The organism is Paenibacillus sp. BJ-4 (assembly GCF_020404765.1).
Lineage (GTDB): Bacteria > Bacillota > Bacilli > Paenibacillales > Paenibacillaceae > Paenibacillus.
The window spans coordinates 63,404-77,845 of record NZ_JAIVEM010000170.1; the positions used below are offsets into that span (position 1 = coordinate 63,404).

Below are 14,442 nucleotides of genomic sequence, written 5' to 3' on the forward strand. Positions count from 1 at the left end.
TCCAATATGGATGTATCGGAGAGCCATCCACTCTTTCCGACGTACACGAAATATCCCATAACGCTGCTGAAAGGTGAGGGAAGCCGCGTATGGGACGATCAAGGCAAAGAGTATCTTGATTGCATGTCAGGTATCGCGGTGTGTAATTTAGGACATGTCCCCGTGAAAGTGAAACAGCGAATTCAAGAACAGCTTGAGCAATTGTGGCATGTCTCCAATCTCTTTCATATCCCCAATCAGCAAAAACTGGCGCAAATGCTTGCCGATCATAGCTGCATGGATCATGTATTCTTTTGCAACAGCGGAGCGGAGGCAAATGAAGCCGCGATCAAATGCGCCAGAAGATACCAACAGCGAGTGCTTGGGAACGATCGATACGAGATCATTACTTTCGAAAAGTCGTTTCATGGGCGAACGATGGCCACATTAACTGCGACGGGGCAGGATAAAGTCAAGGATGGATTTTTTCCTCTACCGGCCGGTTTTACGTATGCGCCTTATAACGAAATCGAGGGCGTAAAAGACAAAATCACCGATCGAACCGCGGCCGTCCTGTTAGAGCTAGTGCAAGGAGAGGGGGGCGTTTATCCTACAAATCCCGGGTTCGTGACTGAGCTTTCCGCTTTATGCCGGGAGCACGGTCTGCTCCTCATAATCGACGAAGTCCAGACGGGAATGGGGCGAACGGGGAAATTGTTTGCCTACGAGCACTATGGGATCGAACCGGATATCGTTACGCTTGCGAAAGGACTTGCCAGCGGGTTCCCGATCGGCGCGTATGATGGGGAAGAAGAAGCTCCGGAACGCTTTTTCCGCTGGTACACATGCCTCGACGTTCGGGGGTGCCCCTCTTGCGGCCGCTGCTGGGTTAGCTACGCTTGAGACGATCCTGGAGGAGCGTTTGTGCTCGCGTGCCGAAGAGATGGGGGAATATGCCTTACGAAGGCTGTCGGATCGGCTTTGCCATTATTCTGTCGTGCGTGCTATTCGCGGCATCGGTCTATTGCTGGGAATTGAATGCCGCGTACCTGTTCCCCCATCATTCAAGAACTGCTTAACCAGGGCTTATTGGTACTGGCTGCAGGCGCCAACGTCATCCGATTTATCCCGAATCTTTATATCACCGAAGAAGAAATCGACCAAGCAGTCGGCATCCTTACTGCAGTACTTGAGCGGTATTAATTGAAATGTTCGTTTTTTATCGTCGCGATTAATTGTTCCATAAACACTCGGCTAGCCGCGCATAAATATTTGTTCTTCCGATACACAATGCCGATTTGCGTCGTCAGCGTCGGGTTTTGGATCGGGATCGTCCGAATTCCCTTATGTGCGATATAGTCGAGGTATGCCTTAGGCAAAATGGTTACGCCGACGCCTTTATTAACCATATTGATGATCGATTCCATCGTCGACAATTCCAATACCGGGTGAGGCGCGAAATCAAAGGAACGGCACGCCTCGTTAATCAATTGCCGCATATAATAAGTGCTCGACAATAAAACGGAGGGGACGTCTTTCAACACGTCGAGGTGCACAAACCTTTCCTTGGCAATGGGGTGGTCTACGGGCGCCGCAAGGGCAAGATTCTGTTTGTAGAGCGGAATCATCTCCATATCTTCATGCTTCATCGGCAGATAGACGATTCCTAAATCCAGTTTGTTTTGCAGAAGACCTTCATAAATATCGCCTGTCCGCAATCCGAGTACCGATAGCTCTACATTGGGATAGCTGTGATGGAACCCAATCACCGTCGGAGGCAGTAAGTAATTGACGACGGTTAGAAGCGCGCCTATCTTTAACGTGCCACGTTTTAAACCTTGAAGCTCGCTGATCGCCGCCTTTGCTTGCGAGAGTTCATGGAACACGTTATAGCTATGGTCCAACAAGATTTTTCCCGCATCGGTTATCAACGTTTTCTTGCCGACGCGATCAAAGAGAGGGGTTCCCATTTCGTGCTCAAGCAAACGAATTTGTTGGCTCAGGGAAGGTTGAGCGATGCCGAGTTTCTCGGCGGCACGGGTAAAGTGCAGTTCCCGGCATACGGTCATAAAATACTCCAATTGCTTTAGTTCCATCGTGATCACTACTTTCCTTATAATGATAGGAATATCCTATTATTATATACAGAATCATTATAAAAATCTAACTGATTTGGGGGTTAGGATAGAGATGAGACCAATCTATAATTTCAATGCAGGCCCGGCAGCCTTGCCTTCGGAAGTTCTGCTGCAAATACAGGAGGAACTTCTTGACTTACAGGGAACCGGCTTATCCATCCTGGAAATCTCGCATAGAAGTAAAGAATACGAGAAGATCAACGGCGAGACGCAGCAGTTGCTGAAGGAACTGCTGCGTATTCCTCTCGATTACGAGGTGTTGTTCCTGCAAGGCGGTGCAAGTACGCAATTTGCCATGGTTCCAATGAATTTTTTGAGAGCCGGAAACGTGGCCAGTTATGTTTATAGCGGCACATGGGCAGGCAAAGCGATTGCGGAAGCGCAAAAGTTCGGCCAAGTTGCCATTGTGGCAAGCTCGGAATCCTCACATTTTAAGAAGCTTCCCGCTCTTGATAACATGAAGGTTCCTCCGGGAACGGCCTACATTCATCTCACTTCCAATGAAACGATTGCAGGCACTCAATACAAAAATTTCGTGGACACGGGCAGTATACCGCTCATCGCGGATATGTCTAGCGATATTTTATCCCGATCGATCGATGTTTCCGACTTTGCGCTGATTTATGCCGGCGCCCAAAAAAATTTGGGGCCTTCGGGCGTAACGGTCGTGATCGTCCGACGCGAGCTTCTGCAAAGAATCTCTACACCTATTCCGGATATTATGAATTATCGGATTCATGCGGATAGTCGCTCTCTCTACCACACGCCGCCCGTATTCGCGGTGTACATCGTCAATCTGGTGCTAAAATGGATTCAAGCAAACGGCGGGGTGCGCGGGGTAGAAAATCGGAATCGCGCGAAAGCTGATTTGATCTATTACGCAATCGACGACAGCAACGGGTTTTACAGCGGGTTGGCTGATTGGGATAGTCGATCTCTGATGAACGTTACTTTTCGAACTTCTAACGAGGAGTTGGAAAAACACTTTCTTCTGGAGTCGGAGCGTAACGGTTTTGTAGGATTGAAGGGTCACCGAGATGCTGGTCATCTGCGAGCTTCGATCTATAATGCCGTTACTTATGAACAATGCAAAGCGCTAAAGGAATTTATGATGGACTTTCAGAAACGATTCGGATAAGGGAGGAGTCAGTATGTATCAAGCTGTAATCTTTGGCATAGCCCCAGAAACGCTCACAAGCTTAAAGGGCATGATAAGCGTAAACAGTCTGACAACTAGATGTTCCGGATGTTGAGCGATCAAATTCCAAAGTTATCCATTATCTAAACCAGTATAATCATCTATCATCTGATGACGCTCTACTCCGGAATAGAAAAAATGCTTTAACATCTGAAGAAAAATAACGTTCATATGGGGATCGTCACTTCCAAAACGCGAGAGGAATTCAAAGCCGATTTTTTTGCCGTATGGCATACACGATTTCTTTTCTTGCGCGGTTTGTAGACAATACGTTCAAACATATTTCAGAAGCGGATCCGCTTCTGAAATATGTGTAACTGACAGGGGGCTTCAATTTCATTTGGAAAGCGGTAATGACAGTATTCGCAGATTAGTTGAACACTGTGGCGATGATCTTGAACAAGGAATTTACATTCAGCAGCCGCACGAAATGTTGGACCAGACGGAATATTTAACTCACTCATAGCCTCTTGTTCACATTGCTCATGTGTTCGAACGGGAACATCGCTCCCGGAACGATGAGTTGTCTGGTGAACAAAGAGGACCCTATCTCATTATCGGAGACGAATCGAAAATTCGCAAATAGCGTATGGAGGAATGTGAAATGGAAACGGGAACGAACAGAGTCAAAAGAGGAATGGCCGAAATGCAAAAAGGCGGCGTCATCATGGACGTGATGAATGCGGAGCAGGCAAAAGTCGCGGAAGCCGCTGGAGCCACCGCGGTCATGGCGCTGGAGAAAGTGCCGGCGGATATCCGCGCGGCGGGCGGAGTCGCCCGGATGGCCGATCCGGTTATTGTAGAGCAGGTGATGAAAGCCGTTACCATACCCGTGATGGCGAAAGCGCGCATTGGCCATTATGTTGAAGCTAGAGTCCTTGAAGCACTCGGGGTAGACTATATCGACGAAAGCGAAGTATTAACACCAGCCGACGACATTTTCCATATCGACAAACAAGTATTTACGATTCCATTCGTATGCGGGGCAAGGGATTTGGGAGAAGCGTTGCGTCGGATCGGGGAAGGCGCATCCATGATTCGCACCAAGGGGGAGCCGGGAACAGGCAATATCATCGAGGCCGTGCGCCATATGCGTATGTTGCTAGGCCAAATCCGTAAAGTGCAAGGATTGAGCAAAGACGAATTAATGGTCGAGGCTAAGCAACTCGGCGCGCCTTACGATTTATTGCTCCAAGTCAAAGAAACCGGCAGATTGCCCGTAGTCAACTTTGCCGCAGGGGGCGTTGCTACGCCAGCCGATGCCGCGTTGATGATGCACTTGGGGGCGGATGGCGTTTTTGTCGGGTCGGGCATATTCAAATCCGATCAACCGGAGAAGTTTGCCCGAGCCATCGTGGAAGCGACGACGCATTATACGGACTTCGGGTATATTGCGGATATCTCCAAAAACCTGGGGACCCCGATGAAAGGGATTGAAATCTCCTCCCTTCAGGCGGGCGAACGAATGCAGGAACGCGGTATGTAGACACATCTAGCGAACTCGTTAATCAAAATTTGGAGCGGGAGTGATCCGAATGGCATCTATCAAAATCCTTTCACTTAATGTTGGCATGCCAAAGCAGGTCCGGTTTAATCAGAAGGACGTTTCTACGGGGATATTCAAGTCAGCCACAGATGAATCTCTGTATTTATCTTGTCTAAACCTCGAAGGGGATGGGCAGGGCGATCTAGTTCATCACGGAGGCAAAGAGAAGGCTGTATGCGTCTATCCCTACGAGCATTACCCGTTCTGGGAAAATGAATTGCGGAGACCGCTCGACTATGGCGCGTTCGGGGAAAATTTAACAACAAAAGGTTTGCTGGAATCCGACGTTTGCATTGGAGACGTCTTTAAGCTTGGCAAAGCAATCGTTCAAGTTAGCCAGCCGAGACAACCTTGTTACAAGTTGTCCATCAAGTACGGCGTACCAGACATGCCCTTGAAGGTACAGCAAACAGGCTACACGGGATTCTACTTCCGCGTTCTGGAAGAGGGAGTTGCCTCTAAAGCCGACGGACTGTCCCTTCTTCATCGTCATCCGAAAGCAATTACGGTTTCATTTGCTAATCGTATTATGCATCAAGAGAAGGATCATATCGAGGGCATTAAACAAATCCTCGAAGTGGAAGAATTGTCCATAAACTGGAGAAATACGTTTCTAAAACGTTTGGCGGGAACCGAGGCGGATTCTCGCGAAAGACTAACAGGCAACTCGTAAAGTGGGAGTGATTCAATGAGTCTGCAAGATCGTCTATCCGAAGTCGAACATCGCATCCGCGAAGCTTGCGGGCGATGCGGCAGAAGCGAAGAGGAAATCCAGATCATAGCCGTGACGAAATATACAACGGCGAAAGCAACGGAGCAAGTGTTGCTGTCCGGCTTAACCCATGTCGGTGAGAGTCGTGCGCAAGAAGCGCAGTCCAAATGGGAGGCCCTTCAACCACGAGGAACGTGGCACTTTATCGGTCATTTGCAAACCAATAAAGTAAAAGAGGTTATCGGCAAATTCGAGTATATCCATTCGCTTGACCGCTTATCCTTGATGAAAGAAATAGAGAAGAAGGCTGCCGGTCTCAATGTCGTCGTGAATTGTTTTATTCAAGTCAACGTTTCGGGGGAGAAAAGCAAATAAGGACTTTCTCCGGAAGCTTTATTTTCATTTGCGCAGGAAGTTTCGCGGATGAAGCAGATCCGAGTGGTGGGGCTGATGACGATGGCTCCACACGAATCCGACGCCGAAGCGACCAGACCGATCTTTAGAGAATTAAAACGATTGCGCGATGAACTTAATACAAGAGAAATCTTTGCTTATCCCGTGCCGCATCTTTCCATGGGAATGTCCAACGATTTCGAAGTCGCGATCGAAGAAGGGGCAACTTGGTTGAGGCTTGGATCGATCTTAGTCGGAAGGGGATCGATTCAGGGATTATAGAATGGAGAGGACGAGAAATCGTCCGCTAGAATTTTGCCGTGTAGCTAAGCCCGGAAGCTAATTCATGTGGAACACAACTTTTCCATTGCTGAAAGGAGACGAAAACGGTTGAATATCACATACAGGAACAATAAAAATGTGAATGTTGAAGATGTAATTCGGGTGTTTAAAAATAGCGGGATTGTACGACCAATTGATCAAACTGAACGAATTCAAGCGATGGTGAACAACGCGGATATCCTTCTGACCGCCTGGCTTGGGGATAAAATGGTCGGTGTGGCCCGTGCACTAACCGATTGGAGTTATTGTTGTTATCTGTCTGATCTGTCCGTTGACAAAGAAGCTCAGAAATCCGGAGTAGGACGGGATCTCATTGCAAAGGTACGAGAAGAAATAGGGGAAGAGGTCGCATTGATTTTGGTAACCGCACCAAGTGCAGTGGCGTACTATCCTAAAGTCGGCTTTGAAAAAATTGAGAATGGTTTTATGATCAGACGCAAGAAATAAGGATGTTCCTGAGCTTTCAGCGCGGTATAGGTCAGTTTATTTTTGACTTTACTGGATAAATATTTTTCATCCAACTCCCAGCCTTCTTCCTCGTCACCGGTATATTTTTCGGGTTGAGGTTGATGTCCTGAGGCACAAATAGCCGTCCTCACAATAATGCCGCGATCCCAAACCATGTTTCCTAAAACCATATGAGGGTGGGAGAGGTAGTATCAAAGAAATCCCGTCCGTTTTCGTGCCAACATACACCCACTCGGGCATCTCCGTATTTTGAAGTTGGAGGGAACGTTCCCGTTTTTGCAAAAACACAATGTCGGTGGTTATTTCGGTACCATCCAACGATAGGAAGGTCGTATTGGGCAAACGGACGGCGCCTGACTTGAGAAAAACCTTGATTTTACAAGGATTTTGGCGGGTTTTAAACTCCTCTTCATTGACTCATATTCCGCTAAGTTCTCAATAGCCTACACGGCTCAGGACCGTGTAGGCTAATCCCGCGTGGAGGTTCAAGTCCTCTCGACCGCATTCCATGAACTGTTCATCAATACTAAAATTCTCTATTAGGTCGGTATATTGTCTGCATATATTAGTAATTGCTAAAGAAACATCAATATAATATTTCATATGGGGACGAACTATGATGAGCTCAGGACATTTCTTTAGAGCGTCGCTAAGACGTTCTGCAGTAGAAACACCAAAGCTTTTTGCTATGGGACATGCTAAAATTATTCCTGACCTTCGTGCGGGGTCGCCCGCTTTGCTGAGGTAATAGGTTATGAGGTTGTTCAATCTTTCATGAAAAAGCAATGGAAATACGTTAATTTCTAGCGATGAGATAATTAATGGATCTGGCTTAATTTCTTCTTAATGGAGTGAATACTTTAGTTAAATAAGAAATGAAGAAAAATTACATTAATAGAATAAGAGCATGTTTTTAATAAACTTATTCTTTAAAACATGCTCTTTAAGTTTGTTCGGTGTTAATAATTTTTTGATGTTCTACAGCAACAGCTGATAAGTCATGATTTTATGGGCACGCAGATTTCACAATAAGAATTGTTAATCATATCACCAGTGTATTTCTCCAGAATAGGTTTATTATCAATTTTATATCCATTATATTGTATTGATGTAAAAATATTATTATATGTTTTTTGAATATTTTCTGCTGTATGTTTGACTTCATAAATGAGGTATTTTCCGCCAGAGAGTTCACCTTCATAAATTGAATCATCCATTTGATAATCCTTTGAAATCACAATACAAGCATCAAATCTACAGTTTTCAGGCAGTGTTATCTCAGGATTATCTTGTGGAATTGCAAATAGAATTGCCGATTTAAGAAGATTTCTGTCCTTAGCCCACTTTTTTAACTTCTTCATTACTTCAAAATTTGCATTACCATAAGGACCAACTCTTCGCACATAAGCGATGCGATAGTTTGGGAGTGTCTCGACTTTAAATTTCATAGATTCTTTCTTCCTTTCTCCATTTGTATTTATTTGGTACATTTCGAATGCTATCATAATATAAAATTAGAATCATTCTAATTTTTAAAATTTATTGTTCAAAAATTACGGACTTGAAAGATTACGAACTCTACTGATTGATTCTATAATATTCCAAAATATTACATATTGGATAGGTATGCCTTTGAACAAGACGACAGGTTAACAGTCTCTTCTTATAAAAATGCAAGTAATTATTTCGATACTCCAAAAAATATATGTGTCAGAAGGAAAAGATGGAAATTGGGTATCAAAAGATTTAGCATTAGGTCAATTAGACAAATATGCTACCATTGATGGGGTTCCTGGTGGCTTTATCTTTGCTGATAAGGAATCATATACAGTAAAGTACCTAGACAGTAATAATAAAATTCAAGTACACTCTTTTGTTGATAATGGAATAGATAAATCTTGGAAACTGGATAAGGTTATTTTGACATCCAAGGGGTACGCTTTAAAATTTGACAATGGAGACTCTGTGAAGCTCATTTTATTTGGCGATTATCAACATTCTATAGATTTTAATATCAAATTTAAGTTTGGTTCGTCAGAAGGTTTTGATTTTAAATATGTAGACCTGAATTCTGGAGATATTATAGCAACAGCATATTCAAAAATTTATATACTTAATCTTAAAACCGGTAAACCACAATTTGACGATCTGGGTCAACCTAAAAAATATCCAGAATTACTTGGAGATTTTGTTGGGAAATCAAAGAGTGGCCAATGGCTTTATGTTGAACATTCAGATGATATAGTAAGAATTGGTTATCTATATAAATTGATTTAAAGAGTTACACATTCGTGCACAGTCTGTCGATAACTTCCACCGGGTTCTGATTCACTCGATTTATAAATTGCCTAACAGCGGTTCGGATTTTGTAGGTTTTATCGTAAAATACGTTGTGGACGACATCGCTTTTCAGCCATTTCCTAAGCCCTTCGATAGGATTGAGCTCGGGAGAGTATTTAGGCAAAAACACAAACTCCAATCGAGGCTCTTCTTGAACAAAATCTTCAATTGAAGCTGCTTTGTGAATGCGCCCGTTGTCCAGCACCATAACAATTTTTCCTGAGGGGTACTCGTCCAAAAGCGATTTAAGGAATTTCTTGAACGCATGGGCATCGTAAGATTCACTTTCTTGGTAAAACACCTTGCCTGTTTCATAGTTTAATGCTCCGAAAAGTTTGGCGCCTCCGTGCTTGCCGTACGCTCTAATCTTTTTCAAAAAGCAAGAGAGCTATTTTTCCGTCCATGAGCTTTTTTTTAGTGCTGTTGTGGTGTTCTCGCGGAACTTTTTTTGTTCCTCTGGATCTGCAGCGGCCAAAGTGTACGTCGCTTTCGTGTAACTAAATCCAAGTCGATGCAAAAGTAAAGAAAGACCACGCTCGCTGAACGTTTGTTGAAATTCACGTTCAATGTAGCCAATAGCCAGCTTTAACGTCCAGGTGTATTTTGCCTCAAACCCAACATCGATAGGACGCTTGTGAGTAAGCACTTCGGTAAGCTGACGGGTCTGTTGCTCAGTCAGTTTTGGAGGTTTTCAGGCGAATGAGCCATCCCCAATGCACCAAGGCCGCCAGCGCGGTACTTGTGGATGTATCACCTACTGTTTTTCGAGTGCGATGAAGCGTTTTCGAAATTTGTTCGAGGGTATGACCTTCCAAACGAAGGCGAACAGCAAGATATCGCTCATACATCCGTTTATTTGTTGTCTGTTGCATCGCTTGTTCTACAGCTTTAATTTCGCTCAAGTTTCCCATTTCCTTTCACGTCCTTTTAAAGTCTTAATCGTTATTACCCGATTTCGGACTTGAAGGTTTAAAATGGGTAGATTATTAAATCATCTTATATAGACGATGAACTTCGCTTCGTCGACTATTCAACTATAGAAGGTGTCCCTGATCCATATTTAGATGATAAGTATTTCTTGGATGGGAAAGAGTTAAGAATGATAGGGACATATACTTATAAAGGAAAGGATTCTATTTATGAAGCACTTATTGATTTAAATTAAATGTATATATTTATTAGAGAAGCGGTTTGGAGAAAATACAAACATGCTTCTTTTTATTACGAAAAAGGTGCCTCCAAGAGTGTATTAAATATCATGTATAGGAGCGACTAGATCAACCGTGGCTTTGTAGAAGGGCAAAATAAGGTTCTACAAGTTAAAGGAGTTAAGGATAAATGAGATAACAATAATAAGAATATACCGGCGATAATGGTAATGAAGGCTATGGAAATGTTGGATAACAGGGGGATAACGTTGGCAGCGTAGATACTGAACTCATTAATAGTAGTGGATAGTATAACTCTAATTAGGTGTGGATGGTACCCCTAGTGTCCCAAGATGAACAGTGATTATTGGGAGCTACGATGAGTATAAAGACCGGTGAAGCTACTTACAGAGTAGTTCATCAGCTTTCGGCTTTAATGGCCATTGTCTATTTCCTAATATAAAATACAGATATTACAAAGCTAGGGAAGGGGATGATTACATTTTTTCGCACTTAATGGGTCTGTCAATAATTTTGTGTAAGCTCTTTTAGGCATAGTTTCCCCCCGAGGGGAAAGTTGTGATTTTAACGCAAGTGTTGACCGACCCACAACTTCCAACCCATGAGCTCTAACTGGCATGCCTGTGCCTGTTACAAAACGAATTACTGTCCCATCAGATAGAGTATATTCGAGAAATGGAAACTTGATTTCTAACATATCGTATCTCTTATTAAGTTCAAAGAACTCAAGACCATCAGCCATACCATCATTTCCTTGTTTGATTAGACTTTTCAAGTGCTTCACCAGTTTTTCCAATAGCAAACAAATATGCTACTATTGATGTTACTCCCATTGCGATTCCTACAGGTGTAAAAGCAATGAATACAAGTCCTAAAATAGTGGCTCCAAATCCTGTCAAACGAATTACCAATCCATTCCAATCAGGATGATTTGTATCGAACCACCATTTCGATAAATAACCCTTTGTGCTGAACGCATTTGTGCTAGTTTATTTGCCGTTACAGTTATTGTTGAAGCATACTCACGTGTTCTTGCCATAATATTTAGCCTCCAAAGTTTGGTATACTCGAGTTGAGAGCTGCGCGCTTTAATTTTCACTTATAGGGTAATTCACATGGTTGTTTAGCAACCTCGCCCTTCAGCACCACACATCAATTAGATATGGGTTAGTTTTAAGGAATAAAGCATAAAAATCTTAGCTTTCACTTATTGTTACTTTACCAGAGCCGCCAGCTGCTTTGATTGCTTTCACCAAACCATCTTGATTGTCTTCAGAGAGCCGTACACAACCATGTGTTGGGCGTAAACCACCTGAGTCAGAAGGAGCTCTGCCATGAATCCATAACCTGGTGCGTCCGTTTTTCTTGGCAGTTAGGGCTTGTCCACTAACAGGATCCATTTGAACAATTCCATACATGCCGTAAGTATGGCGATGCGCTGCTGTATCAGTTCTTGGAGGAGCAAGCTGCGAAAACTATACAATGATTTCAAAAAAGCATCTAAGTAGACTAGGCCGGAGGGAAGTTGCCAGGCTAGTTGCTCTACACTCCTGGCGCTTGTAATAGGGCTGTGGGCGAGAATTGAAGAAGGCAGGCACACATCATTAACTGGTACGCTAATCATCGTGCTTATGAATTTAAATTGTTTTGAAAGTAGATCAGGAAAATGGAAAGGACCCGCAGATGCCGGTTCTTTTTTTTTGAACACGCATTTTCGCTTTTTTAGCTGTTATGAAATGGAGAAGGGATGCTGGATGTTGCCGCATGTACGCAATGCCAACTACGATGATTATTGGCCATTTATGGAATAGGTGGTCGTGGTCGATCCATCATTCGATCAGGATTTTCACCATAAATAACCTAAAGTTGGAATAATTCATGCGGGTGTACAATTACGAAACTGTGGCATGAGAAAGCGAGTGAATATGGATGAAGTACATGAAGTGTTGGGATAACACCATCCGAAGCATTCATTTTTTAGACGAGCTCTGAAGCAGATAAATGATCTGGCTTATCAGGAGTCGGAACACGAACTCAATTTCACGAAATTAATGGATTGGGTCCGCAACTACAGTAAAGGTTACAACAATCCGGATATCGGCCTGGTAGATATGAACACCGCAGCGGCGATAGAAAGATTCTTTGAGAAGGTCGAGTTTGGTCATTTTGAAACAGGGGGTGAAACCAATCTGGAGATTATTGAGCTTTCTCCTTTTAAGTTGCTGGAGCATGAAGACTATGGATATTAGGGGATCTATTATGAGCTGGTCACTTCGTAGCTAACGCAAGCAAGTGTACAACAGCTTGCGGATCGTCAACAAGGGAGCTGCTCTATCTCCTGGCTTTGGAAAAGCTCAAAAGCAGGGGGGCGAGAATTATCAATATTGGACGCGAAAGGCGTGAACGATAGAAAATATTCTGTGAGAGCGTGCCGGATTCTATCCGGCCAAGATTACTTAATTATGTGTTCGATGATTAGTACTTCACCTTTATTAGATTATGTATACAAGGGAACGTAAGGATGACGGTACGCTGTATATTAGCTGTATATTAGCTGTATATTAAAGGAGAAAATTATGAAATTCGTGCAGATTATGACTGTAGGTACGATAGTGGCGTTGGCGATTTCAGGGTGTAGTGGTAAGGCAAGTTCAAATCAACAACTGCCTCAGAACGAAGTGAATAATATTGGGGTAAACAACACAAAGGAAGGTGTAAAAAAAGTAGACGGAAAAGCAACTATAGAAACATCTAAAGCAACTGACAAAAAGGTGAATTCTATAGATTATTCACAGTATTATAATAACCAAGATAGATCTAAGGTTGTAGTTTCGGGAAAACAGATTGTATGGAAAAATAAAGATGTTACTTTTACCGCAAAATTAATTAACTAAGGCTAAGGGAGAAGAAGCCGCCGAAGCCAATGAAGTTGTGGATTCTATGAAAATAAAAAGTAAGCGAGGAGAGCAACTTGTTAAGCTCAAACCACGACCATTGAGAGTTAACTCACTTTCCTTATCCAAAAGCAACCAGGTAGCTCTTCATGTAAGCGATCATGAGGGGAGTAGACTTTTTCTAATTAATTTATCTGATGGGACTCAAACTAGTGTAAACATGTTTGAGATAAATAGTGACGGAGCGGGGAGTGAAAAGGTCGATGCATATAAATGGTCACCAGATGGGAAAAAGATTGCATTTGGAATCGGTGATCTAGGTTCAAGTTATATCGGAGTATACGATGTAGAGCGTAAAAGCTATACGCACGTGTCCGATAAGGATTTTACACTAGTCTCCTCTATAGTTTGGAATAAAGATGGGAAAAGCTTTGACTTTGTGAGTAAAGGTGATGATTCTCCACAAGCAGTACTCTATACTTACTCAGAAACAAGAAAATCCATTTTAAAGAATGGGTCTTTATCTAAGAACGATGAACAGAAGCTAGCTCAATTAACACCGAAATTTTAATTGCGCATGCAAGAGGGAGTTTTATGAAAAATAACCCATATCAATTAGATATGGATTATTTTTAAGGAATAAAATATAAAAATATTAGATTTCACTTATTGTTACTTTACCAGAGCCGTCTGCTCTTTTAATTGCGCTCACTAAACCAGCTTGGTTGTCTCAGAGAGTCGCACACAACCATGTGTTGGGCGTAAACTACCTGTGGAAGAAGGATCTCCACCATGAATCCATAACCCTGCGCGTCCGTTTCTCTTGGCAATTAGGGCTTGTCCACTAACGTCAACAATCCAGACGGAGTAATTCGTGATGTCATTTTCCCGGTCGTTAAAGAACAAACGTTACGGGATTTGATAAAAGAATTCAAACACACCGGACCGGCTTACCGGGAGAAATTCATCGATTCAAACAACAATGATTTATACTCATCTAACTGATGAAGAGATGAAAAATGCAGTGAATAATATGGATAAATGATTAAGCTTATGTTAACAGCAATATCAATTTTTGCTTCAACGTACAGTACAAAAAAACGTGTACAGTGACAACAAGTCTCCCCTAAATATAAAAAAGTCCTGATTGTATCAGGACTCAGATTGTCGAGAAACCCCGTCTTTTTGAGACGCGGGTTCTTTTTCTTTACATAATAATGGTCTGGTATCTGGGAGAAACGGGGTGTTACCCCTGTTTCTCCA

14 protein-coding genes and 4 pseudogenes are annotated in these 14,442 nt (G+C 43.0%); 10 read left to right on the top strand and 8 right to left on the bottom strand.

Features of this window, described 5'->3' with window-relative positions; translation table 11 throughout:
• Positions 1-6: 6 nt before the first annotated feature.
• Positions 7-1,182: pseudogene (locus LCF57_RS25985) on the top strand (acetylornithine transaminase).
• Here LCF57_RS25985 and LCF57_RS25990 read toward each other — a convergent pair.
• The gene (locus LCF57_RS25990; protein ID WP_226003243.1) at positions 1,179-2,075 is read right to left on the bottom strand and encodes a LysR family transcriptional regulator; all 897 of its coding nucleotides are present in this window, start codon (positions 2,073-2,075) and stop codon (positions 1,179-1,181) included. The pseudogene LCF57_RS25985 and the gene LCF57_RS25990 sit on opposite strands and share 4 nt — an antisense overlap.
• Positions 2,076-2,169: 94 nt before the next feature.
• On the opposite strand from LCF57_RS25990, the gene serC reads away from it, so the two are divergent.
• The 5 genes and pseudogenes from serC (at position 2,170) to LCF57_RS26015 (ending at position 6,755) form a co-directional block, all read left to right on the top strand.
• Positions 2,170-3,255: a 3-phosphoserine/phosphohydroxythreonine transaminase gene (gene serC, locus LCF57_RS25995; protein ID WP_226003244.1), complete on the top strand. Its 1,086-nt coding sequence runs from the start codon at positions 2,170-2,172 to the stop codon at positions 3,253-3,255.
• 664 nt (positions 3,256-3,919) lie between these two features.
• A complete protein-coding gene (gene pdxS, locus LCF57_RS26000; protein WP_226003245.1) occupies positions 3,920-4,801 on the top strand; it encodes a pyridoxal 5'-phosphate synthase lyase subunit PdxS in 882 nt (293 codons plus the stop codon).
• A gap of 49 nt (positions 4,802-4,850) precedes the next feature.
• Positions 4,851-5,534 carry an MOSC domain-containing protein gene (locus tag LCF57_RS26005; RefSeq protein WP_226003246.1) on the top strand — a complete coding sequence of 228 codons (684 nt, stop codon included), beginning with the start codon at positions 4,851-4,853 and terminating at the stop codon, positions 5,532-5,534.
• A 15-nt stretch (positions 5,535-5,549) separates the two neighbouring features.
• A pseudogene (locus LCF57_RS26010) lies at positions 5,550-6,248 on the top strand (YggS family pyridoxal phosphate-dependent enzyme).
• A gap of 108 nt (positions 6,249-6,356) precedes the next feature.
• Positions 6,357-6,755 (top strand): GNAT family N-acetyltransferase, encoded by a 399-nt coding sequence (locus LCF57_RS26015; RefSeq protein ID WP_226003247.1) that lies wholly within the window; start codon positions 6,357-6,359, stop codon positions 6,753-6,755.
• A 525-nt stretch (positions 6,756-7,280) separates the two neighbouring features.
• Here LCF57_RS26015 and polYB read toward each other — a convergent pair.
• Together polYB and LCF57_RS26025 are read right to left on the bottom strand one after the other, a co-directional pair.
• Positions 7,281-7,511, bottom strand: a pseudogene (polYB, locus tag LCF57_RS26020) (DNA polymerase IV); the annotation flags it as partial.
• A gap of 263 nt (positions 7,512-7,774) precedes the next feature.
• Complete coding sequence (locus tag LCF57_RS26025) at positions 7,775-8,224, bottom strand: AraC family transcriptional regulator (protein ID WP_226003248.1); 450 nt, start codon at positions 8,222-8,224, stop codon at positions 7,775-7,777.
• A 223-nt stretch (positions 8,225-8,447) separates the two neighbouring features.
• Between LCF57_RS26025 and LCF57_RS26030 the strand changes: the two genes are divergently transcribed.
• Positions 8,448-9,053 (top strand): hypothetical protein, encoded by a 606-nt coding sequence (locus LCF57_RS26030; protein WP_226003249.1) that lies wholly within the window; start codon positions 8,448-8,450, stop codon positions 9,051-9,053.
• Positions 9,054-9,057: 4 nt separating this feature from the next.
• On the opposite strand, the pseudogene LCF57_RS26035 reads toward LCF57_RS26030, so the two are convergent.
• The 4 genes and pseudogenes from LCF57_RS26035 to LCF57_RS26045 form a co-directional block, all read right to left on the bottom strand.
• Positions 9,058-10,027: pseudogene (locus LCF57_RS26035) on the bottom strand (IS630 family transposase).
• Between the two features lie 718 nt (positions 10,028-10,745).
• Positions 10,746-11,081: a hypothetical protein gene (locus LCF57_RS26040; RefSeq protein ID WP_226003250.1), complete on the bottom strand. Its 336-nt coding sequence runs from the start codon at positions 11,079-11,081 to the stop codon at positions 10,746-10,748.
• 108 nt (positions 11,082-11,189) lie between these two features.
• Positions 11,190-11,324, bottom strand: a complete 135-nt coding sequence (locus tag LCF57_RS27775) for a hypothetical protein (RefSeq protein WP_264083823.1) — start codon at positions 11,322-11,324, stop codon at positions 11,190-11,192.
• Between the two features lie 157 nt (positions 11,325-11,481).
• Positions 11,482-11,703 carry a L,D-transpeptidase gene (locus LCF57_RS26045; RefSeq protein ID WP_226003251.1) on the bottom strand — a complete coding sequence of 74 codons (222 nt, stop codon included), beginning with the start codon at positions 11,701-11,703 and terminating at the stop codon, positions 11,482-11,484.
• A 633-nt stretch (positions 11,704-12,336) separates the two neighbouring features.
• Between LCF57_RS26045 and LCF57_RS26050 the strand changes: the two genes are divergently transcribed.
• The 3 genes from LCF57_RS26050 to LCF57_RS26060 all read left to right on the top strand — a co-directional run bounded on the left by LCF57_RS26050 (position 12,337) and on the right by LCF57_RS26060 (position 13,750).
• A complete protein-coding gene (locus tag LCF57_RS26050; RefSeq protein ID WP_226003252.1) occupies positions 12,337-12,534 on the top strand; it encodes a hypothetical protein in 198 nt (65 codons plus the stop codon).
• A 327-nt stretch (positions 12,535-12,861) separates the two neighbouring features.
• A complete protein-coding gene (locus LCF57_RS26055) occupies positions 12,862-13,179 on the top strand; it encodes a hypothetical protein (protein ID WP_226003253.1) in 318 nt (105 codons plus the stop codon).
• 46 nt (positions 13,180-13,225) lie between these two features.
• Positions 13,226-13,750: a hypothetical protein gene (locus LCF57_RS26060; RefSeq protein WP_226003254.1), complete on the top strand. Its 525-nt coding sequence runs from the start codon at positions 13,226-13,228 to the stop codon at positions 13,748-13,750.
• A gap of 379 nt (positions 13,751-14,129) precedes the next feature.
• Here LCF57_RS26060 and LCF57_RS26065 read toward each other — a convergent pair.
• Positions 14,130-14,442 (bottom strand): hypothetical protein (locus LCF57_RS26065; protein ID WP_226003255.1); only part of this gene is annotated, 313 nt, incomplete at its 5' end.

Excerpts from the sequence above, each read along its gene's own strand:
- LCF57_RS26030 (WP_226003249.1), top strand. The coding sequence starts at position 8,448 with ATGCAAGTAATTATTTCGATACTCCAAAAAATATATGTGTCAGAAGGA.
- serC (WP_226003244.1), top strand. The coding sequence starts at position 2,170 with ATGAGACCAATCTATAATTTCAATGCAGGCCCGGCAGCCTTGCCTTCG.
- LCF57_RS26055 (WP_226003253.1), top strand. The coding sequence starts at position 12,862 with ATGAAATTCGTGCAGATTATGACTGTAGGTACGATAGTGGCGTTGGCG.
- LCF57_RS26060 (WP_226003254.1), top strand. The coding sequence starts at position 13,226 with ATGAAAATAAAAAGTAAGCGAGGAGAGCAACTTGTTAAGCTCAAACCA.
- LCF57_RS26005 (WP_226003246.1), top strand. The coding sequence starts at position 4,851 with ATGGCATCTATCAAAATCCTTTCACTTAATGTTGGCATGCCAAAGCAG.
- LCF57_RS26045 (WP_226003251.1), bottom strand. The coding sequence starts at position 11,703 with ATGTATGGAATTGTTCAAATGGATCCTGTTAGTGGACAAGCCCTAACT.
- LCF57_RS26025 (WP_226003248.1), bottom strand. The coding sequence starts at position 8,224 with ATGAAATTTAAAGTCGAGACACTCCCAAACTATCGCATCGCTTATGTG.
- pdxS (WP_226003245.1), top strand. The coding sequence starts at position 3,920 with ATGGAAACGGGAACGAACAGAGTCAAAAGAGGAATGGCCGAAATGCAA.
- LCF57_RS27775 (WP_264083823.1), bottom strand. The coding sequence starts at position 11,324 with ATGGCAAGAACACGTGAGTATGCTTCAACAATAACTGTAACGGCAAAT.
- LCF57_RS26050 (WP_226003252.1), top strand. The coding sequence starts at position 12,337 with ATGGATTGGGTCCGCAACTACAGTAAAGGTTACAACAATCCGGATATC.
- LCF57_RS25990 (WP_226003243.1), bottom strand. The coding sequence starts at position 2,075 with ATGGAACTAAAGCAATTGGAGTATTTTATGACCGTATGCCGGGAACTG.